21 protein-coding genes are annotated in these 25,644 nt (G+C 72.8%); 12 read left to right on the top strand and 9 right to left on the bottom strand.

Annotated elements, in window-relative coordinates; genetic code table 11:
• The first annotated feature begins 183 nt into the window (after window positions 1–183).
• From ABZ937_RS15570 to ABZ937_RS15555, 4 genes are all read left to right on the top strand, one after another.
• The gene (locus ABZ937_RS15570) at window positions 184–915 is read left to right on the top strand and encodes a VIT1/CCC1 transporter family protein (RefSeq protein WP_361691504.1); all 732 of its coding nucleotides are present in this window, start codon (window positions 184–186) and stop codon (window positions 913–915) included.
• 407 nt (window positions 916–1,322) lie between these two features.
• Entirely contained in the window at window positions 1,323–5,915 is a 4,593-nt protein-coding gene (gltB, locus tag ABZ937_RS15565) for a glutamate synthase large subunit (protein WP_361691501.1), read from the top strand.
• Window positions 5,908–7,371 (top strand): glutamate synthase subunit beta, encoded by a 1,464-nt coding sequence (locus ABZ937_RS15560; RefSeq protein ID WP_361691498.1) that lies wholly within the window; start codon window positions 5,908–5,910, stop codon window positions 7,369–7,371. The genes gltB and ABZ937_RS15560 overlap by 8 nt, the downstream gene beginning before the upstream one ends.
• 113 nt (window positions 7,372–7,484) lie before the next feature.
• Window positions 7,485–8,210 (top strand): VWA domain-containing protein, encoded by a 726-nt coding sequence (locus ABZ937_RS15555; RefSeq protein WP_361691495.1) that lies wholly within the window; start codon window positions 7,485–7,487, stop codon window positions 8,208–8,210.
• Here the strand turns inward: ABZ937_RS15555 and ABZ937_RS15550 are convergent.
• Complete coding sequence (locus ABZ937_RS15550) at window positions 8,207–9,160, bottom strand: acyl-CoA dehydrogenase family protein (RefSeq protein WP_361691492.1); 954 nt, start codon at window positions 9,158–9,160, stop codon at window positions 8,207–8,209. The two genes, ABZ937_RS15555 and ABZ937_RS15550, sit on opposite strands and share 4 nt — an antisense overlap.
• Window positions 9,160–10,299 (bottom strand): acyl-CoA dehydrogenase family protein, encoded by a 1,140-nt coding sequence (locus ABZ937_RS15545; RefSeq protein WP_361691650.1) that lies wholly within the window; start codon window positions 10,297–10,299, stop codon window positions 9,160–9,162. The genes ABZ937_RS15550 and ABZ937_RS15545 overlap by 1 nt, the downstream gene beginning before the upstream one ends.
• A 50-nt stretch (window positions 10,300–10,349) precedes the next feature.
• Between ABZ937_RS15545 and ABZ937_RS15540 the strand changes: the two genes are divergently transcribed.
• From ABZ937_RS15540 to ABZ937_RS15530, 3 genes are read left to right on the top strand one after another with little or no spacing between them, the layout of a single operon-like run.
• Entirely contained in the window at window positions 10,350–11,135 is a 786-nt protein-coding gene (locus ABZ937_RS15540; RefSeq protein ID WP_361691489.1) for an SDR family oxidoreductase, read from the top strand.
• Window positions 11,136–11,161: 26 nt separating this feature from the next.
• Window positions 11,162–11,773, top strand: coding sequence for a TetR/AcrR family transcriptional regulator (locus ABZ937_RS15535; RefSeq protein ID WP_361691486.1), 612 nt, complete (start codon window positions 11,162–11,164; stop codon window positions 11,771–11,773).
• A 24-nt stretch (window positions 11,774–11,797) separates the two neighbouring features.
• Window positions 11,798–12,955 carry an acetyl-CoA C-acetyltransferase gene (locus ABZ937_RS15530; RefSeq protein WP_361691483.1) on the top strand — a complete coding sequence of 386 codons (1,158 nt, stop codon included), beginning with the start codon at window positions 11,798–11,800 and terminating at the stop codon, window positions 12,953–12,955.
• A 45-nt stretch (window positions 12,956–13,000) separates the two neighbouring features.
• Here ABZ937_RS15530 and ABZ937_RS15525 read toward each other — a convergent pair whose 3' ends face one another.
• Genes ABZ937_RS15525 through ABZ937_RS15505 form a run of 5 tightly spaced genes read right to left on the bottom strand, consistent with a single transcriptional unit; the run spans window position 13,001 to window position 17,035 of the window.
• Window positions 13,001–13,642 carry an SIMPL domain-containing protein gene (locus tag ABZ937_RS15525; RefSeq protein WP_361691480.1) on the bottom strand — a complete coding sequence of 214 codons (642 nt, stop codon included), beginning with the start codon at window positions 13,640–13,642 and terminating at the stop codon, window positions 13,001–13,003.
• Window positions 13,639–14,703 (bottom strand): nitronate monooxygenase, encoded by a 1,065-nt coding sequence (locus tag ABZ937_RS15520; protein WP_361691477.1) that lies wholly within the window; start codon window positions 14,701–14,703, stop codon window positions 13,639–13,641. The genes ABZ937_RS15525 and ABZ937_RS15520 overlap by 4 nt, the downstream gene beginning before the upstream one ends.
• Window positions 14,703–15,443, bottom strand: a complete 741-nt coding sequence (locus ABZ937_RS15515; protein ID WP_361691474.1) for a CoA-transferase — start codon at window positions 15,441–15,443, stop codon at window positions 14,703–14,705. The genes ABZ937_RS15520 and ABZ937_RS15515 overlap by 1 nt, the downstream gene beginning before the upstream one ends.
• Window positions 15,440–16,291, bottom strand: coding sequence for a CoA-transferase (locus ABZ937_RS15510; protein WP_361691471.1), 852 nt, complete (start codon window positions 16,289–16,291; stop codon window positions 15,440–15,442). Before ABZ937_RS15510 ends, ABZ937_RS15515 begins: the two co-directional genes overlap by 4 nt.
• Window positions 16,292–17,035 carry an enoyl-CoA hydratase family protein gene (locus ABZ937_RS15505; RefSeq protein ID WP_361691468.1) on the bottom strand — a complete coding sequence of 248 codons (744 nt, stop codon included), beginning with the start codon at window positions 17,033–17,035 and terminating at the stop codon, window positions 16,292–16,294.
• Window positions 17,036–17,121: 86 nt separating this feature from the next.
• Here ABZ937_RS15505 and ABZ937_RS15500 point away from each other — a divergent pair, with 86 nt between their 5' ends.
• Window positions 17,122–17,913 (top strand): SDR family oxidoreductase, encoded by a 792-nt coding sequence (locus ABZ937_RS15500; protein ID WP_361691465.1) that lies wholly within the window; start codon window positions 17,122–17,124, stop codon window positions 17,911–17,913.
• A gap of 1 nt (window position 17,914) precedes the next feature.
• A complete protein-coding gene (locus ABZ937_RS15495) occupies window positions 17,915–18,820 on the top strand; it encodes an SDR family oxidoreductase (protein ID WP_361691462.1) in 906 nt (301 codons plus the stop codon).
• A gap of 24 nt (window positions 18,821–18,844) precedes the next feature.
• Here ABZ937_RS15495 and ABZ937_RS15490 read toward each other — a convergent pair whose 3' ends face one another.
• Entirely contained in the window at window positions 18,845–19,726 is an 882-nt protein-coding gene (locus ABZ937_RS15490; protein ID WP_361691459.1) for a hypothetical protein, read from the bottom strand.
• A 67-nt stretch (window positions 19,727–19,793) separates the two neighbouring features.
• Window positions 19,794–21,551, bottom strand: a complete 1,758-nt coding sequence (locus ABZ937_RS15485; protein WP_361691456.1) for a beta-galactosidase family protein — start codon at window positions 21,549–21,551, stop codon at window positions 19,794–19,796.
• Between the two features lie 128 nt (window positions 21,552–21,679).
• Between ABZ937_RS15485 and ABZ937_RS15480 the strand changes: the two genes are divergently transcribed.
• From ABZ937_RS15480 to pepN, 3 genes are all read left to right on the top strand, one after another.
• Window positions 21,680–22,570, top strand: coding sequence for an AraC family transcriptional regulator (locus tag ABZ937_RS15480; protein ID WP_361691453.1), 891 nt, complete (start codon window positions 21,680–21,682; stop codon window positions 22,568–22,570).
• 34 nt (window positions 22,571–22,604) lie between these two features.
• Window positions 22,605–22,955, top strand: coding sequence for a chorismate mutase (locus tag ABZ937_RS15475; RefSeq protein WP_361691450.1), 351 nt, complete (start codon window positions 22,605–22,607; stop codon window positions 22,953–22,955).
• 115 nt (window positions 22,956–23,070) lie between these two features.
• Window positions 23,071–25,575: an aminopeptidase N gene (gene pepN, locus ABZ937_RS15470; RefSeq protein ID WP_361691446.1), complete on the top strand. Its 2,505-nt coding sequence runs from the start codon at window positions 23,071–23,073 to the stop codon at window positions 25,573–25,575.
• Window positions 25,576–25,644 lie beyond the last annotated feature (69 nt).

The following is a 25,644-nucleotide window of genomic DNA, read 5'->3' as shown; positions in this document are numbered from 1 at the left end:
GGCTTCTGTCACCCGCTCGGCATCTGAGCTGACAATCGCACATATGAGCCCGCGGCAGGGAAATCGCAGGTTAGCCCAGCCTTTCCTTGCTGGCGAAGGGGGAATGATGGGCGTAGATTTTGGGTTGTCGAAAAGTAGAACGCGTCCAAACTTAGCTTTGGCTAAGCTTTCCTGGGGGTCCGCATGGCGATCATCGAAACCGAGGCCGCGCTGCACGAAGCGCATCGGGACAACCACACGCACCGCGATGTCAACGGAGGCTGGCTGCGGCCCGCCGTCTTCGGCGCCATGGACGGTCTCGTCTCCAACCTCGCCCTGATGACGGGCGTGGCCGGCGGATCCGTGAGCCAGCAGACCATCATCATCACCGGCCTCGCGGGGCTCGCCGCCGGCGCCTTCTCCATGGCGGCCGGCGAGTACACCTCCGTCGCCTCCCAGCGCGAACTCGTCGAGGCGGAACTCGACGTCGAGCGCCGTGAGCTGCGCAAGCACCCGCAGGACGAGGAGGACGAGCTCGCCGCGCTGTACGTGGCCCGCGGGGTCGAGCCGGCGCTCGCCCGGCAGGTGGCCCGGCAGCTGTCCCAGGACCCCGAGCAGGCCCTGGAGATACACGCCCGCGAGGAGCTGGGCATCGACCCCGGCGACCTGCCCTCGCCGCTGGTCGCCGCCGTGTCGTCGTTCGGGTCGTTCGCCCTCGGCGCCCTGCTGCCCGTACTGCCGTACCTGCTCGGCGCGACCGCGCTCTGGCCCGCCGTGCTGCTGGCGCTCGCCGGGCTCTTCGGGTGCGGTGCCGTGGTGGCCAAGGTGACCGCGCGCAGCTGGTGGTTCAGCGGTCTGCGGCAGCTCGCGCTCGGTGGTGCGGCGGCCGGTGTGACGTACGCCCTGGGCACCCTGTTCGGAACGGCCGTAGGATAGCCCGACCGGAACCTATGCGTTGGGCCGCATGAGTATCCGTTACTCGCTGGTTTCGAATGCTTAACCACCGGGCATGAGCCGTAAGCGCTGTGGGCAATGAGGCCTGCGGCGCACTCGCGGGATGGGTGAAGGTGCTCCTCCCGCTCCCCCAGGGCCGGCGGACGCCGATCTGATCGATCTTGTCCCGCTCGGTCCCCCCATACTTTTCACCGCCGCCGTGCGGTGCCTGCCGCCACCCTGCGGCACCTGCTGCAAACCCGTGCAGCGTCCGCATGTTGGAACGCAGTATCCGGTTCCCGGTAGTGCCTCCATCATGTAACCTGCACGAAATTTCGCCACACTCCGCAGAGGGCCAACGTCGTCCCTCGGCACCTGCCACATGCCATATGACGACGACGGGAGAGCCGATGCGTACGCCGCGCCAGCCGTCCCAGCATTCCGCGAACGGTCAGAACTGGTCGTTCATGGATGCTCGCCCTGCTGCGCAGGGTATGTACGACCCCCGCAACGAACACGACGCGTGCGGCGTCGGTTTCGTCGCCACCCTCACCGGCGAGGCGTCCCACACCCTGGTCGAGCAGGCGCTCACCGTGCTGCGCAACCTGGAGCACCGTGGTGCCACCGGCTCCGAGCCGGACTCCGGCGACGGCGCGGGCATCCTCTCCCAGGTGCCGGACGCCTTCTTCCGCGAGGTGGCCGGATTCGACCTTCCCGCCGCCGGTTCCTATGCGGTAGGCATTGCCTTCCTGCCGGTGGAGGGGACCGACGGTGCCGTCTCACGTATTGAGACGATCGCCGCCGAGGAGGGCCTGACGGTCCTCGGCTGGCGCGAGGTTCCGGTCGCCCCGGAGCTGCTGGGCGCCACCGCCCGCTCCACCATGCCGGTCTTCCGGCAGATCTTCGTCGCCGACGGCGCCAGCGAGGGCATCGCGCTGGACCGCAAGGCGTTCGTGCTGCGCAAGCGCGCCGAGCGCGAGGCCGGGGTCTACTTCCCGTCCCTGTCCGCCCGGACGATCGTCTACAAGGGCATGCTGACCACCGGCCAGCTGGAGCCCTTCTTCCCGGACCTGTCCGACCGCCGCTTCGGCTCCGCGGTCGCGCTCGTGCACTCCCGGTTCTCCACCAACACCTTCCCGTCGTGGCCGCTCGCGCACCCGTACCGCTTCGTCGCGCACAACGGTGAGATCAACACCGTCAAGGGCAACCGCAACTGGATGCGCGCCCGCGAGTCGCAGCTGGTCTCCGACCTGTTCGGCGACAAGGGCCTGGACCGGATCTTCCCCGTCTGTACGCCGGACGCCTCCGACTCGGCCTCCTTCGACGAGGTCCTCGAACTGCTGCACCTGGGCGGCCGCTCGCTGCCGCACTCCGTGCTGATGATGATCCCGGAGGCATGGGAGAACCACGCCTCCATGGACCCGGCCCGGCGTGCCTTCTACGGCTTCCACTCCACGATGATGGAGCCCTGGGACGGCCCCGCCTGCGTCACCTTCACCGACGGCACCCAGGTCGGCGCCGTGCTCGACCGCAACGGCCTGCGCCCGGGCCGCTACTGGGTCACCGACGACGGCCTCGTCGTCCTCGGCTCCGAGGTCGGCGTCCTCGACATCGACCCGGCCAAGGTCGTCCGCAAGGGCCGTCTGCAGCCCGGCAAGATGTTCCTCGTCGACACCGCCGAGCACCGCATCATCGAGGACGACGAGATCAAGGCGTCCCTCGCCGCCGAGCAGCCGTACGCCGAATGGCTGGAGGCCGGCGAGATCGAGCTGGGCGACCTGCCCGAGCGCGAGCACATCGTCCACACCCACGCCTCGGTCACCCGCCGCCAGCAGACCTTCGGCTACACCGAGGAGGAGCTGCGCGTCATCCTGGCGCCGATGGCCAAGTCCGGCGCCGAGCCGATCGGCTCCATGGGCACGGACTCGCCGATCGCGGCCCTGTCCGAGCGCCCGCGGCTGCTCTTCGACTACTTCACCCAGCTGTTCGCGCAGGTCACCAACCCGCCGCTGGACGCCATCCGGGAAGAGCTGGTGACGAGTCTGCGCTCGTCCCTGGGCCCGCAGGGCAACCTGCTCGACCCGACCGCCGCCTCCTGCCGGTCCGTCGTGCTGCCCTTCCCGGTGATCGACAACGACGAGCTGGCCAAGCTCATCCACATCAACGCCGACGGCGACATGCCCGGCTTCAAGGCCGCGACCCTCTCCGGTCTGTACCGGGTCTCCGGCGGCGGTGACGCCCTCGCCGCCCGCATCGAGGAGATCTGCGCCGAGGCCGACGCCGCCATCGAGAACGGCGCCCGGCTGATCGTCCTGTCGGACCGCCACTCGGACGCCGAGCACGCGCCGATCCCGTCGCTGCTGCTCACCGCGGCCGTCCACCACCACCTCATCCGCACCAAGCAGCGCACCCACGTGGGCCTGCTGGTCGAGGCCGGCGACGTCCGCGAGGTCCACCACGTCGCCCTGCTCATCGGCTTCGGCGCCGCGGCCGTGAACCCGTACCTGGCGATGGAGTCCGTCGAGGACCTGGTCCGCGCGGGCACCTTCCTGTCGGACATCGAGGCCGAGAAGGCCATCCGCAACCTGATCTACGCCCTCGGCAAGGGCGTCCTGAAGGTCATGTCCAAGATGGGCATCTCCACCGTCGCCTCCTACCGCGGCGCCCAGGTCTTCGAGGCCGTCGGCCTGGACGAGGCCTTCGTGGAGAAGTACTTCAACGGCACCGCCACCAAGATCGGCGGCGTCGGCATCGACGTCATCGCCGAGGAGGTCGCCGCCCGCCACGCCAAGGCCTACCCCGCCTCCGGCATCGCCCCGGCGCACCGCGCGCTGGAGATCGGCGGCGAGTACCAGTGGCGCCGCGAGGGCGAGCCGCACCTGTTCGACCCGGAGACGGTCTTCCGCCTCCAGCACTCCACGCGCACCGGCCGCTACGACATCTTCAAGAAGTACACGGACCGCGTGAACGAGCAGTCCGAGCGGCTCATGACGCTCCGCGGGCTGTTCGGCTTCAAGTCCGACCGCCCCTCGATCCCCCTCGACGAGGTCGAGCCGGTCTCCGAGATCGTCAAGCGGTTCTCGACGGGCGCCATGTCGTACGGCTCCATCTCCAAGGAGGCGCACGAGACCCTCGCCATCGCCATGAACCAGCTGGGCGGCAAGTCCAACACCGGTGAGGGCGGCGAGGACCCGGAGCGCCTGTACGACCCGGCGCGCCGGTCCAGCATCAAGCAGGTCGCCTCCGGCCGCTTCGGTGTCACCTCCGAGTACCTGGTCAACGCGGACGACATCCAGATCAAGATGGCCCAGGGCGCCAAGCCCGGCGAGGGCGGCCAGCTGCCCGGCCACAAGGTGTACCCGTGGGTCGCCAAGACGCGTCACTCGACCCCGGGTGTCGGTCTGATCTCGCCGCCGCCGCACCACGACATCTACTCGATCGAGGACCTGGCCCAGCTGATCCACGACCTGAAGAACGCGAACCCGCAGGCGCGGATTCACGTCAAGCTGGTCTCCGAGGTCGGCGTCGGCACGGTCGCCGCGGGTGTCTCCAAGGCGCACGCGGACGTCGTGCTCATCTCCGGTCACGACGGCGGCACGGGTGCCTCCCCGCTGACCTCGCTGAAGCACGCCGGTGGCCCCTGGGAGCTGGGCCTCGCCGAGACCCAGCAGACCCTGCTGCTCAACGGCCTGCGCGACCGGATCGTCGTGCAGACCGACGGCCAGCTGAAGACCGGCCGTGACGTGGTCATCGCCGCGCTGCTCGGCGCCGAGGAGTTCGGTTTCGCGACCGCGCCGCTCGTCGTCTCCGGCTGCGTGATGATGCGCGTCTGCCACCTGGACACCTGCCCGGTCGGCATCGCCACCCAGAACCCGGTCCTGCGCGACCGCTTCGCCGGCAAGGCCGAGTACGTGGTGAACTTCTTCCAGTTCATCGCCGAGGAGGTCCGCGAGATCCTCGCCGAGCTGGGCTTCCGCTCCATCGAGGAGGCCGTCGGCCACGCCGAGGCACTCGACGTCCACCGGGCCGTCGACCACTGGAAGGCGCAGGGCCTGGACCTGGAGCCGCTGTTCCACGTGCCCGACCTGCCCGAGGGCGCGGTCCGCCACCGGATCGTCGAGCAGGACCACGGCCTGGAGAAGGCGCTCGACAACGAGCTGATCAAGCTCGCCGCCGACGCGCTCGCCGCATCGGACGCCACCGAGGCCCAGCCGGTGCGCGCCCAGGTCGCCATCCGCAACATCAACCGCACGGTCGGCACCATGCTCGGCCACGAGGTGACGAAGAAGTTCGGCGGCGCGGGCCTGCCCGACGACACCATCGACATCACCTTCACCGGCAGCGCCGGCCAGTCCTTCGGCGCGTTCCTGCCGCGCGGCGTCACGCTGCGCCTGGAGGGCGACGCCAACGACTACGTCGGCAAGGGCCTCTCCGGCGGCCGTGTGATCGTCCGCCCGGACCGGGCCGCCGACCACCTCGCCGAGTACTCGACCATCGCGGGCAACACCATCGCCTACGGCGCCACCGGCGGCGAGCTGTTCCTGCGCGGCCGTACCGGTGAGCGGTTCTGCGTCCGCAACTCCGGCGCGCTGGTCGTCTCGGAGGGCGTGGGCGACCACGGCTGCGAGTACATGACCGGTGGTCGCGCGGTCGTCCTCGGCCCGACCGGCCGCAACTTCGCGGCGGGCATGTCCGGCGGCATCGCGTACGTCATCGACCTCGACCGCGACAACGTCAACGTCGGCAACGCCGGCTCGGTCGAGACGCTGGACGACTCGGACAAGCAGTGGCTGCACGACGTGGTGCGCCGCCACGCCGAGGAGACCGGCTCGACGGTCGCCGAGAAGCTGCTGGCCGACTGGGACGCGGCCGTGGCCCGGTTCAGCAAGATCATCCCCAGCACGTACAAGGCAGTGCTCGCCGCCAAGGACGCCGCCGAGCGAGCCGGTCTGACCGAGACCGAGATCACCGAGAAGATGATGGAGGCGGCGATCAATGGCTGACCCGAAGGGCTTCCTGAACCACGGCCGTGAGGTCGCCAAGACCCGTCCCGTCGGTGAGCGCGTCAAGGACTGGAACGAGGTCTACGTCCCCGGCTCCCTGCTGCCGATCATCAGCAAGCAGGCCAGCCGGTGCATGGACTGCGGCATCCCGTTCTGCCACAACGGCTGTCCGCTGGGGAACCTGATCCCCGAGTGGAACGACTACGCCTACCGCGAGGACTGGGCGGCGGCCCAGGAGCGCCTGCACGCGACCAACAACTTCCCGGAGTTCACCGGTCGCCTCTGCCCGGCCCCCTGCGAGTCGGCGTGCGTGCTCGGCATCAACCAGGCACCGGTCACCATCAAGAACGTCGAGGTCTCGATCATCGACAAGGCGTGGGAGACCGGGGACGTCGCCCCGCAGATCCCCGAGCGCCTGTCCGGCAAGACGGTCGCGGTCATCGGCTCGGGCCCGGCGGGTCTCGCCGCCGCCCAGCAGCTCACCCGGGCCGGCCACACGGTCGCCGTCTACGAGCGCGCGGACCGCGTCGGAGGCCTCCTCCGGTACGGCATCCCCGAGTTCAAGATGGAGAAGCGGCACATCAACCGCCGTATCGAGCAGATGCGTGCGGAGGGCACCCGCTTCCGCACCGGCGTCGAGGTCGGCCGGGACATCAACGCCCGCGACCTGAAGAAGCGGTACGACGCGATCGTGATCGCCGCCGGCGCCACGACCGCCCGTGACCTCCCGGTCCCCGGCCGCGAGCTCAAGGGCGTCTACCAGGCGATGGAGTACCTGCCGCTGGCCAACAAGGTCCAGGAGGGCGACTACGTCACCGCCCCGATCTCGGCCGAGGGCAAGCACGTCGTCGTCATCGGCGGCGGTGACACCGGCGCGGACTGCGTGGGCACCGCCCACCGCCAGGGCGCGGCCTCCGTCACCCAGCTGGAGATCATGCCCCGTCCGAACGACGAGCGGCACGCGACCAACCAGCCCTGGCCGACCTTCCCGATGCTCTACAAGGTCACCTCGGCGCACGAGGAGGGCGGCGAGCGGGTCTACTCCGTCTCCACGACCCACTTCGAGGGCGACGAGGACGGCAATGTGCAGTGGCTGCACCTGGCCGAGGTGGAGTTCGTGGACGGCAAGCTGACCCAGAAGCCGGGCACCGAGCGCAGGATCCCGGCCCAGCTGGTCACCCTCGCCATGGGCTTCACCGGCACCGACCGGGAGAACGGCCTGGTGGAGCAGTTTGGTCTAGACCTCGATGAGCGCGGTAACATCGCCCGCGACGCCGACTTCCAGACCAACGTGCCGGGTGTGTTCGTCGCCGGTGACGCCGGCCGCGGCCAGTCCCTCATCGTGTGGGCGATCGCGGAGGGCCGCTCGGCCGCCCGCGGAGTCGACCGCCACCTGACCGGTGCCAGCGACCTGCCGGCCCCGATCCGCCCGACGGACCGCGCCCTGGCGGTCTGACGGCACCCCGAGAACGTCCCGTACAACGGCGTGCGGAACACTGACGACGCCTGCCCCGTCCCCGACCGGACCCGGGCAGGCGTCGTCGCATGTCCGCACGTCGAGGGGGAGCCATGGCCGCGATCAGTCTGCGCAAGGTGGAGGAGACCGCGCCCGCCCTCGTCGGCGCCTACAGGTCGGCCGGGGTGTCGCTGCGCAAACACGGCCTGGACGGGCTGCGGGCCGCCGTCTACCTCGTCGTCGACTACTCGGGCTCGATGAAGCCCTACTACAAGGACGGCAGTGTCCAGGCGCTCGCCGACCGGGTGCTGGGCCTGTCGGCGCACCTGGACGACGACGGGCGCGTGCCCGTGGTGTTCTTCTCCACGGACGTCGACGCCGTCACCGACATCGCCCTCGCCGGACACCAGGGCCGCGTCGAGCGGATCGTGGCCGGGCTCGGGCACATGGGGAAGACCAGCTACCACCTGGCCATGGACGCCGTCATCGACCACTACCTGGACAGCGGCGCCACCGCCCCCGCCCTGGTCGTCTTCCAGACCGACGGCGGCCCGGTCAACAAGCTCGCCGCCGAGCGCTATCTGTGCAAGGCGGCCAGGCTCCCGCTGTTCTGGCAGTTCATCGGCTTCGGCGACCCGGGCAGCCGGCAGTTCGAGTTCCTGCGGAAGCTGGACGAACTGGCGGTGCCCGGCAAGCGGATCCTGGACAACGCCGGCTTCTTCCACGCGGGCGAGGACCCGCGGCGGGTCTCCGACGCCGAGCTGTACGACCGGCTCGTCGGCGAGTTCCCGAAGTGGCTCTCGGCCGCCCGCGCGGCGGGCGTCGTACGGCACTCCTAGAGCCCCTCCGCGAGCACCAGGTCACGGCACTCCTGAGGCGTGCCCCACGCCGAGCGCAGCGCCCGCGCCTTGGTCAGCCACAGCGACAGGTCGTACTCCGCCGTGTACCCGATCGCGCCGTGCAGATGCAGCGCCGTACGGGCCGTGCCGTACGCCGCCTCGCACGCGGTGAGCTTGGCCGCCGCCACCTCCGCCGGGCGCAGGGACAGCGCCGCGCCGAACAGCAGGGGCCGGGCGAACTCCAGGGCGGTCTTCGCGTCGGCCAGGCGGTGCTTGACCGCCTGGAAGGAGCCGATGGCCACCCCGAACTGGGTGCGCCGGCGGACGTAGGCGACGGTACGGTCGAGCAGGGCGAGGCCGAGGCCGAGGGCCTGGGCCGCGGTGGCCAGCCGGATCCAGGTGAGCGCCCGGTCGTACGGCGCGTCGGCGGTGAGGAGTTCGCCGGCGGGGGCGAGCGGGGTCAGCCGGCGGGCCGGGTCCAGGGAGCGGCGCACCGGGCCGGGGGCCTGCGTGCAGAGGTACAGGCCGTCGGGGCCGGGGGACAGGCGCAGCGAGGCCGCGTCGCCGTCGACGGCGTATCCGCCGGGCGCCGCCACCGTCGCCAGGTCCGTCCCGCCCACGAGCGCGGGCAGGAAGCGCCCCGCCAGCGGGGGCTCGCCGAGGAGCACGGCCGCCCCGGCCGTCTCCGCGAGCGGACCGGGCACCGCGTGCCGGCCCAGCTCCACGAACGCCACCGCCAGTTCCACCGGACGCGGCCCCAGCCCGCCGTACTCCTCCGGCACCGCGAGAGCGAACACCCCGGCCCCGGCGATCCGCGACCACAGCGCGCGCCCGCGCGCGTGGTCGCCGCGGCTCCAGTCCCGGATCACCGCCGGGGTGTCCGCGGCGGTCAGCAGCGCGTGCAGCGAATCGGCGAAGGCTCGCTGGTCGGCGTCGAGGAGGAAGCGCATCAGCGGCGTCCCTTCGGCAGGCCGAGGAGCCGCTCGGCGACGATGTCCCGCTGGATCTCGTTCGTGCCCGCGTAGATGGGCCCGGCCAGGGAGAAGACGTACCCCTCGGACCAGGCGCCGTCCGCCAGTTCGCCCTCCGTGCCCAGCAGATCGAGCGCCGTCTCGTGCAGGGCGAGGTCCAGCTCGGACCAGAACACCTTGTTCATGCTGGACTCCGGGCCGAGCCGGTCGCCGCCCTGGACCCGGGAGGCGGCGGAGTAGGTGAACAACTGGTAGGCACGGGCCGCGACGAGGGCGTCGGCGACCCGGGCGCGGGCGTGCTCCGGCGACCCCTGGGCCCGCCACAGCTCCCGCAGCCGCGCGGCCGAGGCGAGGAAGCGGCCCGGGGAGCGCAGGGTGAGCCCGCGTTCGTTGCCCGCCGTGGACATCGCGATCCGCCAGCCCTGGCCCGGCTCGCCGATCACGTCCTCGTCCGGGACGAACACGTCGTCCAGGAACAGCTCGGCGAAGGCGGGCCTGCCGTCCAGGCGGCCGATCGGGCGGACGGTGACCCCGGGCGCCCGCAGATCGAACATCAGGTACGTGAGCCCCTGGTGCGGCTCGGCGGCGTGGCGATCGCTGCGGAACAGCCCGAAGGCCCGGTCCGCGAAGGCCGCCCGCGACGACCAGGTCTTCTGCCCGCGCAAGCGCCAGCCGCCGTCCGTCCGGACCGCGCGGGAGGCGAGCGCGGCGAGGTCGGAGCCCGCCTCCGGCTCGGACCAGGCCTGCGCCCAGACCACCTCGCCCGTGGCCATCGGCGGCAGCACACGCGCGCGTTGCTCCTCCGTGCCGTACTCGAAGAGCGTCGGCGCGAGCAGACTGACGCCGTTCTGCCCGACCCGCCCCGGCGCGCCCGCCGCCCAGTACTCCTCCTCGAACACCAGCCAGCGCAGCAGGCCGGCGTCCCGCCCGCCGTACCGCTCCGGCCAGGACACCACCGACCAGCGGTCCGCGGCCAGTTCGGCCTCCCACGCGCGGTGCGCCGCGAAGCCCTCCGCCGTCTCCAGGGACGGCAGCGGCGTGCGCGGGACGTGCGCCTCCAGCCAGGCCCTGGCCTCGGCGCGGAACTCCTCGTCGGCCCTGGAATGGGACAGGTCCACCACCGTCACCGCCCTTCCCTAACAAGTGTTTGGTAGGTTAGCGTGCCCCTATGACAGGCGTCGAGAGCCCGGTCTACGAACCCGGGCACGGACTGCTGCGCGGGCGCACCGCCGTCATCACCGCGGCGGCCGGCACCGGCATCGGCGGGGCCACCGCGCGCCGCTTCCTGGAGGAGGGCGCGCGGGTCCTGATCAGCGACGCCCACCGGCGCCGGCTGAAGGAGCACGAGGCCGAGCTGGCCCGGGAGTTCCCCGGCGCGGTCACCGCGGTGCCGTGCGACGTCACCGACGAGGCCCAGGTGCGGGCCCTGTTCGACGCGGCCGTGGCCGCGCACGGGCGGCTGGACGTCGTCGTCAACAACGCCGGGCTCGGCGGCACTTCGCCCCTCGTCGACATGACGGACGAGCAGTGGTCCCGCGTCCTGGACGTCACCCTGAACGGCACCTTCCGCTGCACCCGGGCCGCCCTGCGCGCCCTGCGCGGGACCGGCGGCGGGGTGATCGTCAACAACGCCTCCGTCGTCGGCTGGCGCGCCCAGGCCGGGCAGGCCCACTACGCCGCCGCCAAGGCCGGCGTGATGGCGCTGACCCGGTGCGCGGCGATCGAGGCCGCCGCGTACGGCGTGCGGGTCAACGCGGTCGCCCCCAGCCTCGCCATGCACCCCCATCTGGAGAAGGTCACCTCCGCCGCCCTGCTCGCCGAGCTGACCGAACGGGAGGCCTTCGGGCGGTACGCGGAGCCCTGGGAGGTGGCCAACGTGATCGTCTTCCTCGCCTCCGGCTACTCCTCCTACCTGACCGGCGAGGTCGTCGCCGTCAGCAGCCAGCACCCCTGACGACCGGAGCAGATCACAATGGGTGTGTGCCGACCAAGAAGAAGCCCCAGGTGACCGCGGCAGCGGCCCGGCGCGGAGAACTCCTCAACACCGCCGCCGAGGTCTTCGCCGAGCACGGCTACAACGCCACCACCGTCCGCAGGATCGCCGACCACGCCGGGATGCTCGCGGGCAGTCTCTACTACCACTTCGACTCCAAGGAGTCGATGCTCGAGGAGATCCTGCGCACCTTCCTCGACGAGCTGTGGGACGGCTACGACACCGTCCTCGCCTCCGGACTCGGCCCCCGCGAGACGCTGGAGGCGCTGGTCACCGAGTCCTTCCGGGAGATCGACCGGCACCGCGCGGCCGTCGCGATCTACCAGAAGGAGAGCAAGCAGCTCGTCGACCAGGACCGGTTCGCCTTCCTCGCCGAGTCCCAGCGCCGGTTCGAGCAGGCCTGGCTCAGCACGCTGGAGCGCGGGGTCGCCGAGCGGGTCTTCCGCGCGGACCTGGACGTCCGGCTCACCTACCGGTTCGTGCGCGACACCGTGTGGGTCGCCGCCTCCTGGTACCGCCCGGGCGGCCGGCACAGCCCCGAGGAGATCGCCCGCCAGTACCTGTCGATGGTGCTGGACGGGATCGCCGTACGTGCATAGCCCTTTCCTCACGAGGGAGTTGTCATGCCCGAGGCCTACATCGTCGAAGCGGTCCGCACACCGGTCGGGCGGCGCGGGGGAGGACTGAGTGCCGTCCACCCGGCCGACCTCGGCGCGCACGTGCTGAAGGCGCTGGTGGAGCGCTCCGGGATCGACCCGGCCGCCGTGGAGGACGTGGTCTTCGGCTGCCTGGACACGGTGGGGCCGCAGGCCGGGGACATCGCCCGCACCTGCTGGCTGGCCGCGGGCCTCCCCGAGGAGGTGCCCGGTGTGACCGTCGACCGGCAGTGCGGCTCCTCCCAGCAGGCCGTGCACTTCGCCGCGCAGGCCGTGCTCTCCGGCACCCAGGACCTGGTGGTCGCGGGCGGGGTGCAGAACATGTCCCAGGTCCCCATCGCCTTCGCCTCCCGGCAGGCGGCCGTCCCGCTCGGCCTGACCGACGGACCCTTCCTCGGCAGCACCGGCTGGCGCGCCCGCTACGGCGACCGGCCCGTCAACCAGTTCGCCGGCGCCGAGACGATCGCCGCCCAGTGGGGCATCGGTCGCGAGCAGCAGGAGGAGTTCGCCCTGCGCTCGCACCGGCGGGCGATCCGGGCGATCGACACCGGCCGCTTCGGACGCGAGACCGTCCCCTACGGCGGAGTCGGCATCGACGAGGGCCCGCGCCGGGACACCTCCCTGGAGAAGATGGCCGCGCTGCGACCCGTCCTCGACGGCGGCACCATCACCGCGGCCTGCTCCTCCCAGGTCTCCGACGGCGCCGCCGCACTGCTGCTCGCCTCCGAGCGGGCGGTCCGGGACCACGGGCTGCGCCCGCGCGCCCGCGTCCACCACCTGTCCGCGCGCGGCGAGGACCCTATCCGCATGCTCTCCGCACCCATCCCGGCCACCGCGCACGCCCTGAAGAAGACCGGCCTGACCATCGACGCCATCGACCTCGTGGAGATCAACGAGGCCTTCGCACCCGTCGTCCTCGCCTGGCTGAAGGACACGGGAGCCGACCCCGACAAGGTCAACGTCAACGGCGGCGCGATCGCCCTCGGCCACCCGCTCGGCGCGACCGGCGCCCGGCTGATGACGACCCTCCTGCACGAACTGGAGCGCACCGGCGGCCGGTACGGCCTCCAGACGATGTGCGAGGGCGGCGGCCAGGCCAACGTGACGATCCTCGAACGGCTCTGAGGGCGGCCCGGGGCCCGGCGGCCCCGGGCCGCGCTGCGAGGCCGCTCAGTCCGCCAGCGCGAACCCCAGCACCACCCCGGCGGACACCTCGACCATCCCGGGGGCCAGATCGCCCGCCGAGGCACCGCCGCCACCGCCGTGACCCCGGTACTGACGGAACTCGTACGACTCGGAGTCCACGTCCTGGATGTGGACCACGGCCCCCAGCGACACCCCGGCCGCCTCCATGTAGACCTCGGCCTTGCGGCGGGCCGCCGCCACCGCCCTGCGGCGCGCCTCGTCCCGCAGCGCCGGCTTGTCGCGCACGTCGAACTTGACCTCCTCCACATGGTGGGCACCGGCGTCGACCGCGTCCACGACGAGCTGCTGAAGTCCGTCGAGCGCCTCCGTCTCCACGGCGTAGGAGGCCCGGCAGCGGTAGCCGAGGAACTTCCGGTCGGCTCCGTAACCGTCGTACTCCGAGGCCAGCTTGAGCCGGGACCCGGACACCGACGCGTCCGGTATCCCGTGCCGGCGCAGGGTCTCCCGCAGCCGGGACACGGCCGCGCCCGCCTCCCGGAACGCCCGGTCCGGAGTGGGTTCCAGCACGTCCACCGTCAGCCTCACCCGCACCAGCTGCGGCTCCACCCGTACGCTGCCCGCCCCGAAGACACTCAGCCCCCACGGCTGTTTGATCGTTTCCGTCATGCGCGCATTGAAGCACCCCCCTCCCGCAGCACACCGATGATTTCCCCGGCCTGTGCCATCACCCGCTCCACCAGCTCCGCGCACGACGGCAGGTCGTCGATCACCCCGGCGACCTGCCCCGCCGCCATCACCCCCAGATCCGTACGCCCGTCCACCATCGCCGACTTGAGCAGCATCGGCGTGTTCGCGGCGAGCAGCACCTGACTCCAGGTCAGCTCCTTGCCGTGTCCGAGGGCGAGGCCGTCACGGACCAGCTGCCGCCAGGTGAGCCCCGACAGCCGCCGGAAGCCCGCCGCCCGCCGCACCGCGTGCACGAAGGCGCGCGTCCGGCCCGACCGCTCCAGCGCCGCGACCAGATCCGTGCGCAGCATCCGGTGCGGCAGGCCGTCCACCGCCCGGGTCACCGTGACGTCCCGGACCGTCGCCGCCAGATACCTGGCCTTCACCGCGTCCGGCACCGTCGAGTCCGAGGTGAGCAGGAACCGGGTGCCCATCGCCACCCCCGCCGCCCCGTACGCCAGCGCCGCCACCAGCCCCCGCCCGTCGAAGAAGCCGCCCGCCGCCACGACCGGTATCCGCACCGCGTCCACCACCTGCGGCAGCAGCACGCTCGTCGCCACCTCGCCGGTGTGCCCGCCGCCCTCGCCGCCCTGCACGAGCACCGCGTCCGCGCCCCAGGCCGCCACCTTCTCCGCGTGCCGCCGCGCGCCGACGGACGGGATCACCACCACGCCCGCCGCCTTCAGCTCGGCGATCAGCTCGGCGGAGGGGGCCAGGGCGAAGGAGGCCACCCGGACGCCCTCCGCCAGCAGGATCCCCACCCGGTCGGCCGCGTCGCCCGCGTCGGCCCGGAGATTCACCCCGAACGGCGCGTCCGTACGGGACCGCACCTCCCGTATCGCGTCCCGGAGTTGGTCGAGTGTCATCGTCGCCGAGGCCAGGATGCCGAGGGCCCCGGCGTTCGCCACCGCCGAGACCAGGCGCGGCCCGGCCACCCAGCCCATCCCCGTCTGCACGATCGGATGGCGGACCCCGACCAGCCGGGTGAGCGCGGTCTCCATCAGCCCCTCACCGCCTCCGGAACCTCGCGCGTCCGCGTCCCGCCCGGGTCCAGCACCTCACGGATCAGCCGCAGCTCCTCCGCCTCGGGCTCGCGGGTGCACGGCACCTCGTCCGGCACGGCGAGCGGGAACCCCGTCGCCTCCCGCACCTGCTCCACGCTCACTCCGGGATGCAGTGCGGCCAGCCGCATCGAGTGGTCCGGTGTGGCGAAGTCGAAGACCCCGAGATCGGACACGACCCGGGTGATGCGGTGGAAGCGGGCCGTCTCCCCGAGGGCCGCCGCCCGGTCGTACCCCACCCCGCACACCATGTCCACCCGCTCCACGAACACCCGCCGGGAGTGTCTCGGGACCCAGTAACTCGTCGGATTGTTGAGCGTGTTGAGCGGCGCCCCGCGCACCCCGAGCAGCTGGCGGCGGGGTCGCGCCCAGTCGCCGACACAGGAGATGTTCTGGTTGCCGTACCGGTCGAGCTGGCTCGCGCCCATCATCACGTGCCGCCGGCCGCCCGCCACCAGCTCCAGGTGCTGCCGGTAGGGCAGCCAGCCCTCCGGGGTGCCGTCCGGGCGGACCAGCAGGGCCTCGCCGTCGGTCAGCATCAGGTCCGGCGCGAAGGTGAGCCGGGCCAGCCGCGCGCCCAGCGAGGGGATCAGGCCCATCGGACTCGCCAGGATCTCCCCGCCGCCGCGCCAGGCCTCGGCGCAGGCGATCACGCAGTACTCGGCGCGGGTGGCCCTCATCGCCCCTGCTCCTTCCGCCATGCCTCCACCGCCGCCCGGTAGCCGGCCTCGTCCCCGCCGAGGAAGCGCCCGGCGAACTCCGGCCAGGGGGTGGCCGCGTACAGCCGCTGGAACTCCTCGTCCCTGCCGTACTCCGGCGCGCAGGACGTGAAGTGCGCGCCGTTCGGCGCCTCCACCACACCCGCCACCGCGAGCCGCTTGAGCAGCAGCGACTGCGGGGCGGCGGCCTTGGTCAGCTCCGCCGTGTCCACGATCTGCTCACAGGAGACGTAGGCCGCGTCCGCCGCCTCGCAGAACAGGTCGTCGAAGTACGGGTCCGGGCCCAGATACTGCCCGTTGCCGAGCCGGTCGGCGCGGTTGACGTGCACCAGGGCCGCGTCCAGCCGCAGCGCGGGCATGGCCACGAACGTCTCCCCGTCCGCGTACGGCGACGTCACCGTCCGCAGCTCGGGACCGACCCGCATCACGTCCGAGCCGAGGCCCGCCCGCACCGGCAGGAAGGGCAGGCGCTGCGCCGCCGCGCGCAGGCCCGACTGGAACATGCCCTCGTCGACCTCCATGAGTTCGAAGCCGCCGCGCTCGCGCGCCGCCCGGTAGTGCGGTTCCAGGGGGATGGAGTCCAGGGTGACGAAGGCGCTGACCAGCTTGCGGATCCGGCCGGCGGCGGCCAGCATGCCGACGTCCGGGCCGCCGTACGAGACGACCGTCAGATCGCCGATGCCGGACCGCAACAGCGCCCGGACCAGCGCCATCGGCTTGCGGCGGGAGCCCCAGCCGCCGATGCCGAGGGTCATCCCGCTCGCCAGCCGGGAGACCACCTCCTCGGCGGTCGTCGTCTTGTCGCCCATCTACACCCCCTCCTTCCCGAACGTGTCGCGCACGCGGTCAGCCAGTCCGCTGAGGTTGGCCTCGAAGGTGAAGCCCTGCTCGAAGCGGTAGCTGCGGCGCACGTCGACCGGATCGATGCCGTTGATGGCGGACTTGGCCATGCGCAGCAGCCGTCCGTCCTTGGCGGCTATCTCCCGGGCCAGCTCCAGCGCCGCCCCCGGCAGCTCCGCGCGCGGCACCACCCGCCAGACCGAGCCGTGCCCGTGCAGCTCGGCGGCGCTCGCCGTGCGCCCCGTGTAGTACAGCGCGCGCATCAGGTGCTGCGGGACCAGCCGGGCCAGGTGCGTGGCCGCGCCCAGCGCGCCCCGGTCCAGCTCGGGCAGCCCGAAGGTCGCGTCCTCGCTGGCCACCACCGCGTCCGCGGTGCCCGCCAGGCCGATCCCGCCGCCCAGGCAGAAGCCCTGCACGGCCGCGACGACCGGTGTCTCGCACTCGTAGACCGCGGCGAACGCCTCCGCGCAGCCCTGGTTGGCGCCGATCAGGACCTCCTGCCCGCCCGCCTGTATCTCCTTGATGTCCACGCCCGCGTTGAACCCCCGCCCCTCGGCGGCCAGGACCACGCACCGGGTCTCCGGGTCCCGGCCGGCCGCGCGCACGGCCTCGGCCAGGGCGAACCAGCCGCGCACCGGCAGCGCGTTGACCGGCGGGAAGTCGACGGTGACCACGGAAATCCCCTTTTCCGGGGACGAACGGGAGACACCCATGGGCGCATCAGCTACCTTTCCACCAAACATTTGTTAGGTGTGATGGCTTCGAAGCTAGCAGTCGGCACGGACAAGCGGGAGGCCCTGTGGACAACCGCCCTGTGGACAACTCACTGCGCGGCAGCACCGTCGTGGTCACCGGCGGCACCCGAGGGGTGGGTGCCGGCATCGCCCGGGCTTTCGCCGAGGCGGGCGCCCGGGTCCTCGCCTGCGCCCGCAGACCGCCCGAACAGCCCGCCGACGGCGTCGAGTTCACCGCTGTCGACCTGCGCGACCCGTCCGCCGTCCGGGCCTTCTTCGCCGGACTGCCCCGGCTGGACGTGCTCGTCAACAACGCCGGCGGCACCCCCCACCGGCGCCTCGCCGACGCCGACGCCGAACGGCACGCCAGGGTCGTCGAGCTGAACCTGATCACCCCGCTGACCGCGTCCCTCGCCGCCTACGACCACCTCAGGCGCAGCAGGGGCTCGATCGTGATGGTCGGCAGCGTCAGCGGGAGCCGCCCCTCGCCCGGATCGGCCGCCTACGGCGCGGCCAAGGCGGGACTCGCGCACCTGGCCGCCTCCATGGCGGTGGAGTGGGCGCCGGAGGTACGCGTCAACACGCTCGTCGCCGGCATGGTCCACACCGAACTGTCCCACCTGCACTACGGCGGTCCCGACGGCATCGACGCCGTCTCCCGCACCGTCCCGCTGGGCCGGCTGGCCCTCCCCGCCGACATCGGCGCCGCCGCCGTCTTCCTCGCCTCCTCCTCCGCCGCCTACATCAGCGGGGCGAGCCTGCACGTGCACGGCGGCGGGGAGCGGCCGGCCTTCCTGGACGCCGCCACCGCCGATCACCACGTCCCCGACGCGTCGACCGCCCGCGAGGAGAGCTGAGATGAGCGGAATCTGCACGGGCCGGGTCGTCGTCGTCACCGGAGCCGGCCGCGGGCTCGGCCGCGCCCACGCCCTCGCCTTCGCGGCCGAGGGCGCCCGGGTGGTCGTCAACGATCTGGGTGTCGGACCGGACGGGGCGCCGGGCGCGACGAGCCCGGCGGACGCCGTCGTGGCGGAGATCCGTGCCGCGGGCGGCGAGGCCGTCGCGCACGGCGGTGACATCGCCACGACCGACGGCGCCGCCTCCCTCGTGCGGACCGCCGTCGAGACGTACGGGCGTCTCGACACCCTGGTGAACAACGCCGGATTCCTGCGCGACCGCATGCTGGTCAACCTGGACGAGGACGACTGGGACGCCGTGATCCGCGTCCACCTCAAGGGTCACTTCCTGCCCCTGAAGCACGCCGCCGCGCACTGGCGGGCCGAGGCCAAGGCGGGCCGCACCCCGGCGGCCCGGGTCGTGAACACCAGCAGCGGAGCCGGCCTGCTGGGCTCGGTCGGGCAGGGCAACTACAGCGCCGCAAAGGCCGGGATCATCGGCCTCACCCTGGTCGCGGCGGCCGAACTCGACCGCTACGGCGTCCAGGTCAACGCCGTGGCGCCGGCCGCCCGCACCCGCATGACGGAACGTACCTTCGCCGCGAGGATGGCGGCACCGGCCGCCGGTTTCGACGCCATGGCACCCGAGAACGTCTCCCCGCTCGTGGTCTGGCTCGGCTCGGCCGGGAGCGCGGGGGTGACGGGCCGGGTGTTCGAGGCGGAGGGCGGCCGGATCACCGTCATGGAGGGCTGGCGCCCCGGCCCCACCACCGACAAGGAAGAGCGCTGGACACCGGCCGGGGCGGGGGAGGCGGCCCGCGCACTGCTCGCGGCGGCGGAGCCACCGGGGCGGGCCTACGGCACCTGAACCCGCAAAGCCACGGCCGACGGACTACGTGTCGCACTCCAGCACCGTCCGGCACAACCCGCACCGCGCCCGTACCCGCCCCCGTACCGGCACCCTGATCCGCTGGTGGCAGGTCGGGCAGGGGAAGGAGACCCGGAGGTGTCCGGCCGGGTCGGGGGTGAAGCTGTAGGGGGCCGTCGGCGGGGCGGCGGAGGCGTACCGGCGGTCGTGGGCGTAGCGGCGGCGGCCCGCCCAGCCGGCCGCGGTCAGCGGCGGCTGCTGCTCGTCCCGGCGGGCCCGGTCCATCCCCCTGGCGTACGCCCGGTAGGCCTGCGGGCTGGTGAACCACACGGACGGGTCCTCCTGGAACAGCAGGGCCCGCTTGGCCAGGACGTAGCCGAACTCCTCCGGGGTGAGATAGCCGAGCTTCTGCGACGAGACCGCGTCCTCCCGGTAGGCGTCCAGCAGCAGCCAGCCCGCGCCCAGGTAGGTCGTCGCCGTGTCCGTGAGGATCTCGTTCTCCGCCGTGGTGGGGAAGGCCAGGTCCAGGCGGTGCAGGTAGACGTGCGCCACCTCGTGGGCGAGCGCCGCCCCGATGTCCCTGCGGTGGGTGCGGAAGCGGTCGTTCAGTTCGACGAAGTACTCGGGACCCGCCGCCAGTTCGACGTTCGCCGCGTGGGTCATCTCCCGGAAGCCGACGATCAGCCGCGCGTCCGGCAGCCGGAAGTGCCGCACGATCTCCCGCGCCACGCGCTGCGCGCCCAGGTGCAGGTCGTCGGTGTCGCAGAAGGCCACGTCGGCGGGGGCCACGCTGGCCGAGAACGTCTCGATGGTGTCGCGGGACAGGCGCCGGTACAGCGCGGTGACGGCGGCCCGCACCGTCTCCAGGTGCGGGTAGCCGTGCTCGACCGGTCCGCCGTCCGCCACGTCGGCACCCCCATAGCCGCCGGAACTCCTCTCCACTGTAGGCGGGCAGCGCGCCCCGCGTGGCGGATCAGGCGGGCAGCAGGCGGGGCGCCGGCCGGTCCGGGCCGGTCTCCTGCAGCTCCAGCAGCCACACCTCGTTCTCGCCCTCGCGCAGCACCGGACCGGGCACGTACAGCGACCGCTGGGGGCCCGCCGACCAGTAACGGCCCAGGCAGAAGCCGTTGATCCAGACGAACCCGCGCGTCAGGCCCGGCAGCTCAAGGCGGGCGTCGCCGGCCCCGCGGACCGTGACCGTGCCCCGGTACAGCCCCGGCGCGCCCTCCTCGGGCGGCGCGCCGAAGGGCACCGCGGCCACGCCGTCGGCGAACGCGTCCAGGTCCAGCCCGCGCGCGCGTACCCCGTGCAGATACTGCCGCTCGTGCAGGATGCCGCCGGTGACGCCCTTGGCCTCGCCGAGCCGCGGCCCGTAGTTCACCCGCCCCAGGGACTCCACCCACAGCTCCACGCGCGCGGGACCCGCGACGGGCTCCTTCAGCCGCGGCTCCTCCTCGGTGAGCACCCCGGCCCGCTCGCCGTCGACGTACACCACCGCGAGGTCCCGCAGCCCGCGCACAGTCAGCGGGTACGGCTGCCGCGGCCCCGGCACGTCCACCGTGTAGCGCACGACGCCCCGGGTGACCCCCAGCTCCTCGAACGTGGGCGGCACGGGCGCGACCGTCTCCGGGCCGCCCAGCGCCTCCAGCACGCCGGTCAGGGGCGCCCAGTCCGGGAGCACGGCCCCGGCCGGGGCGCCCAGCACGGCGGGCCGCGGCGGCGGGGCGGGCAGCGGGCCGGGGTGATACGCGGACAGCACCTCGCGCAGGCGCCAGAACTTCTCCGTGGGGCGGCCGTACTCGTCCACGGGCGCGTCGTAGTCGTACGAGGTCACGTCCGGCTCCAGCGGGCCCTCGTGCAGCTCGCCGCCGCCCCGGTTGGCGCCCGCCCAGCCGCCGAAGCTGGTGCCGCCGTGCGCCATGTAGAGGTTCACCGACGCCCCGCACTCCAGGATCTCCCGCAGCGCCTCGGCGGCCTCGGCCGGATCCCGTACGACATGCTCACCGGCCCAGTGGTCGAACCACCCGCACCAGAACTCCATGCACATCAGCGGGCCCTCGGGGCGGTGGCGGCGCAGCGTCTCGAAGGCCTCGCGCGCGTGGGAGCCGAAATTCACCGTGGCGAGCACCCCCGGCAGCGAGCCCCCGGTCAGCATGTGGTCCTCGGGGCCGTCCGAGGTGAAGAGCGGAACCGTCACGCCCGCGGTGCGCAGGAGGCCGGCCAGCTCCTCCAGATATCCGGTGTCACTGCCGTAGCTGCCGTACTCGTTCTCCACCTGGACCATGATCACGGGGCCGCCGCGGTCCGGCTGGCGGGACACGATCTCGGGCAGCAACCGGCAGAACCAGTTCCGGACATGGCCCAGGTAGCGCTCGTCACGTGTACGCGCGCGCGTGCCCAGCGCGCCCGTCAGCCACGCCGGCAGCCCGCCGTTCTCCCACTCGGCGCAGATGTAGGGACCCGGCCGCACGATCGCCCACAGGCCCGCATCGCGGACCGCGTCCAGGAACCGGCCGACCGCCGGCACGTCCCGGAAGACGCCCGGGCCGGGCTGGTGCAGATTCCACGGGACGTACGTCTCCACGCAGTTCAGACCCATCGCCCGCAGCATCGCCAGCCGGTGCCCCCACTGCGCCTCGTGCACCCGGAAGTAGTGCAGCGCCCCGGACAGCAGCCGCACCGGCCGCCCGTCCAGCAGGAACGCGGACCCGCCCACCGCAAACTCGCTCATGCGCCCACCCCCACCCCGACCTCGCTCATGCCCTCCAGCCTCACCCCCTTCCGGCGACCGGCGCCATGGACGAAGATCGGCGGTGCTTGGACAAAAACGCGCCACGCGGCACGCCGGGAGGAGCGCCGATGTACCAGACCTGGATGCGGTTCTTCAGCCCCGGCCCCGCCCACCACCGCCTCGGCCTGGTCTGCCTCGGCGTCGGCCTGCAACACGGCGCGCTGCCCACGGTCGGCCCGCGCACCCTCGACCACCACGTGGCCGTCGTGATCAGCTCGGGCGGCGGCTGGTACCGGGGCGCCGACGGCCGCCGGACGACCGTCACCGCGCCCGCGCTGCTGTGGCTCACCCCCGGCGTGCCGCACCACTACGCCCCCGACCCGGACACCGGCTGGGACGAGGGCTTCGTGGACTTCACCGGGCCCGCCACGGCCGCGTACGGCGAACTCGGCTACATCGAGCCCGACCGGCCCGTCGTCCCGCTCTCCGACGCCTCCGGCCCCCGCGCGGTCATCGCCCGCGTCGCCCGGGCCGCCCGCCGCGGCAACCCCCTGCTGGAGGTGGAGACCGCCGCCGCCGTCCATGAACTCCTGGTCGCCCTGCGCCGCGCCCGCGCCGATCTCGCCCCCGACGGCGACCAGGTGCTGACAGCCCTGGCCCGGGACGCCTGCACGCCGATGAGCGTCGCCGACCACGCCGCCCGGCACGGGATGACCACCGCCGAGCTGCGCGGCGCGGTCCGCCGGGCGGCCGGGTGCAGCCCGAAGGACTACCTGCTCGGCATCCGGCTCGGCCGGGCCAAGGAACTCCTCGCCGCCACCGAGCTGCCCGTCGCGGCCGTCGCCCGCCGTGTCGGCTACGACGACCCCGCCTACTTCTCCCGGCTGTTCACACGGCGCGTGGGGATCGCCCCCGTCCGGTTCCGCGCGCAGCAGGGCCGTGCCGTCCCCGGCGGCTGGAGCGACCGCGTCCCGGACCCCGGCGATCCGCCGATGATCCAGTCCCCGGACACCCCGTAGGACCTGGCCCGTCCAGCACATAGGGTGGGCCCTCATGACCACCAGCAACACCGGCACCGGTGCCGTGGACCCCGAGGTCCGCAAGGAACTGGAGCGGCTGCGCGACAGCATCGACAACATCGACGCGGCCGTCGTCCACATGCTCGCCGAGCGTTTCAAGGCCACCCAGCAGGTGGGCCGCCTCAAGGCGCTGCACCAGCTGCCGCCCGCCGACCCGGCCCGCGAGGCCCGGCAGATCGAACGGCTGCGCACCCTCGCCGAGAACGCCAGGCTCGACCCCGCGTTCGCCGAGAAGTTCCTGAACTTCATCATCGCCGAGGTGATCCGGCACCACGAGCGGATCGCCGAGGACACCCACAACGGGCAGCCGGCGGACGAGGCCTGAACCACGGCACCGGGCAGGGACAGGACCGGGGGCGGACCAGGGGCGGACCAGGGACAAAAGCCGTGTACCGATCCGCCCCTGTGCGCTGTCGGTCCCATCAGGCAGCATGGCCTGCATGTCCGTACTCACGCGCGATGAAGCGCAGCTCCGAGCACAGTTCCTCGACGTCCACCGCTACACGGTCGAACTGGACCTCACGACCGGTGCCGAGACCTTCGACTCCCGTACCGCGATCCGGTTCACCGCCCGGTCCGACGGGGACACGTTCGTCGAGCTGAAGCCCGCCGAGCTGCGCAGCGTCACGCTCGACGGACAGCCGCTCGACCCGGAGTCGCTGAGCGAGAACCGGCTGACGCTGAAGAACCTCGGCGCCGGCGAGCACGAGCTGCGCGTCGACGCGGCCATGCGCTACTCCCGCACCGGCGAGGGCATGCACCGTTTCACCGACCCCAGCGACGGCGAGACGTACGTCTACACGCAGATGTTCATGGACGACGTCCAGCGGGTCTTCGCCGCCTTCGACCAGCCCGACCTGAAGGCCGTCTTCGAGGTCTCGGTCAAGGCGCCCGAGGGCTGGACCGTGCTCGCCAACGGCGTCACCGAGCGACGCGACGACGGCGTCTGGCACGCCGCGCCCACCCCGCTGATCTCCACCTACCTGGTCGCCGTCGCCGCCGGCCCCTGGCACTCGGTGCGCACCGAGCACCGCGGGCTGCCCTTCGGTATCCACTGCCGCCGCTCGCTCGCGCCCCACCTCGACGCCGACGCCGACGAGATCCTCGACGTCACGCGCGCGTGCTTCGACCGCTACCACGAGAAGTTCGAGGAGCCGTACCCCTTCGACTCCTACGACCAGGCGTTCGTCCCCGAGTTCAACGCCGGCGCCATGGAGAACCCCGGCCTGGTCACCTTCCGGGACGACTTCGTCTACCGCTCCGCCGTCACCGACACCGAGCGGCAGACCCGCGCCATGGTCATCGCGCACGAGATGGCCCACATGTGGTTCGGCGACCTCGTCACCCTCAAGTGGTGGGACGACATCTGGCTGAACGAGTCCTTCGCCGAGTACATGGGCTACCAGACCACCGCCGAGGCGACCCGGTTCACCGACCCCTGGACCGAGTTCGGCGTCACCCGCAAGGCCTGGGGCTACGACGCCGACCAGCGGCCCACCACCCACCCGGTCGCCCCCGAGAACGTCGACGACACCGCCTCCGCCCTGCTCAACTTCGACGGCATCTCCTACGCCAAGGGCGCCTCCGCGCTGCGCCAGCTGGCCGCCTGGCTCGGCGAGAAGGACTTCCTGGCCGGCATCAACACCCACTTCGGGCGGCACCGGTTCGGCAACGCCACCCTCGCCGACTTCATCGACTCCCTCGCCTCCGCAACCGACCGCGACGTGCACGCCTGGGCCGACAGCTGGCTGCGCACCACCGGCGTCGACACGCTCACCCCGGCCGTCGCCGTCGCCGACGGCACCTGCACGCTGACCGCCGACCGCGCGGGCAGCCGCCCGCACCGGCTCACCGCCGGGCTGTACGACCACGACGTCGCCGACGAGGGCCGGCTGGTGCTGCGCGAGCGCATCGGCCTCGACGTCCCGCAGACCGCCCCGCAGCCCATCGGCAAGCGCCCCGCACTGGTCCTCCTCAACGACGGCGACATCACCTACGCCAAGGTCCGCTTCGACGCCCAGTCCTTCGAGACGCTGCGCACCGGCCTGTCCGGCCTGCCCGACCCGCTGACCCGCGCGGTCGTCTGGAACGCCCTCAGGGACGCCGTCCGCGACGGCGAACTCGCGCCCGCCGCCTACCTGGAGACGGCCCGCGCCCACCTGCCGTACGAGACCGACCTGGCCGTCGCCCAGGGCGTCCTCGCCTTCGCCGCCGGCCAGCTCGCCGACGAGTACCTGGCGCCGGAGGACCGCCCGGCCGCCCTGGCCACCCTCACCTCCCTCTGCCGCGACCTGCTGCGCCGCACCGAGGACGGCGACCACCCCGGCCTGCGGCTGATCGCCGTACGCCACCTGATCTCCGTGGCCGCCCACCCGGAGACCATCGCCGCCTGGCTCGCCGACGGCACGGTGCCCGGCGGGCCGGAACTCGACCCCGAGCTGCGCTGGCGCATCCTCGCCCGGCTCGCCGTGCTCGGCGCCACCGACGAGGCCGCCATCGACGCCGAGCTGGCGCGCGACCCGAGCGCCACCGGCCAGGAGGGCGCCGCCCGCTGCCGCGCCGCCCTGCCCGACCCGGAGGCCAAGCGCGCGGCCTGGGCGGCGATGTTCGCCGGAGACGACCTGTCCAACTACCTCTTCACGGCCACCGCCCAGGGCTTCTGGCAGCCCGAACAGGCCGATCTGGTCCGGGAGTACGTGCCGCGCTTCTACCCGGACGCGGTCGCCGTCGCCGCCCGCCGCGGTCCCGCCATCGCCGCCGCCGCGGGCCGCTGGTGCTTCCCGGCCCACGCCGTCGACGCCGAGCACCTGCGGCTCGGCGAGGACTGCCTGCGCGACGCCGACCTCACCCCGGCGCTGCGCCGCACCCTCGCCGACCGCCTGGACGACCTGTCCCGCGCCCTGAGGGTGCGCGACGCGGAGCGGGGCGAGGAGGGGGCGGAGTAGGTCCGGCGACGTAGGGCGCGGCTGGTCCCTGCCGACGATGCGACGGACCGGCCGCCGTTCCTAGGCTCG

The organism is Streptomyces sp. NPDC046727, assembly GCF_040645635.1.
Taxonomy (GTDB): Bacteria; Actinomycetota; Actinomycetes; order Streptomycetales; family Streptomycetaceae; genus Streptomyces.
The sequence above is the reverse complement of the archived record's forward strand: the minus strand, read 5'-3'. Positions and strand labels throughout refer to the sequence as shown.

Coding starts and splice junctions, on each gene's coding strand:
- ABZ937_RS15570 (WP_361691504.1), top strand. CDS start 184: ATGGCGATCATCGAAACCGAGGCCGCGCTGCACGAAGCGCATCGGGAC.
- gltB (WP_361691501.1), top strand. CDS start 1,323: ATGCGTACGCCGCGCCAGCCGTCCCAGCATTCCGCGAACGGTCAGAAC.
- ABZ937_RS15560 (WP_361691498.1), top strand. CDS start 5,908: ATGGCTGACCCGAAGGGCTTCCTGAACCACGGCCGTGAGGTCGCCAAG.
- ABZ937_RS15555 (WP_361691495.1), top strand. CDS start 7,485: ATGGCCGCGATCAGTCTGCGCAAGGTGGAGGAGACCGCGCCCGCCCTC.
- ABZ937_RS15550 (WP_361691492.1), bottom strand. CDS start 9,160: ATGCGCTTCCTCCTCGACGCCGACCAGCGAGCCTTCGCCGATTCGCTG.
- ABZ937_RS15540 (WP_361691489.1), top strand. CDS start 10,350: ATGACAGGCGTCGAGAGCCCGGTCTACGAACCCGGGCACGGACTGCTG.
- ABZ937_RS15530 (WP_361691483.1), top strand. CDS start 11,798: ATGCCCGAGGCCTACATCGTCGAAGCGGTCCGCACACCGGTCGGGCGG.
- ABZ937_RS15525 (WP_361691480.1), bottom strand. CDS start 13,642: ATGACGGAAACGATCAAACAGCCGTGGGGGCTGAGTGTCTTCGGGGCG.
- ABZ937_RS15520 (WP_361691477.1), bottom strand. CDS start 14,703: ATGGAGACCGCGCTCACCCGGCTGGTCGGGGTCCGCCATCCGATCGTG.
- ABZ937_RS15515 (WP_361691474.1), bottom strand. CDS start 15,443: ATGAGGGCCACCCGCGCCGAGTACTGCGTGATCGCCTGCGCCGAGGCC.
- ABZ937_RS15510 (WP_361691471.1), bottom strand. CDS start 16,291: ATGGGCGACAAGACGACGACCGCCGAGGAGGTGGTCTCCCGGCTGGCG.
- ABZ937_RS15505 (WP_361691468.1), bottom strand. CDS start 17,035: ATGGGTGTCTCCCGTTCGTCCCCGGAAAAGGGGATTTCCGTGGTCACC.
- ABZ937_RS15495 (WP_361691462.1), top strand. CDS start 17,915: ATGAGCGGAATCTGCACGGGCCGGGTCGTCGTCGTCACCGGAGCCGGC.
- ABZ937_RS15485 (WP_361691456.1), bottom strand. CDS start 21,551: ATGAGCGAGTTTGCGGTGGGCGGGTCCGCGTTCCTGCTGGACGGGCGG.
- ABZ937_RS15480 (WP_361691453.1), top strand. CDS start 21,680: ATGTACCAGACCTGGATGCGGTTCTTCAGCCCCGGCCCCGCCCACCAC.
- ABZ937_RS15475 (WP_361691450.1), top strand. CDS start 22,605: ATGACCACCAGCAACACCGGCACCGGTGCCGTGGACCCCGAGGTCCGC.
- pepN (WP_361691446.1), top strand. CDS start 23,071: ATGTCCGTACTCACGCGCGATGAAGCGCAGCTCCGAGCACAGTTCCTC.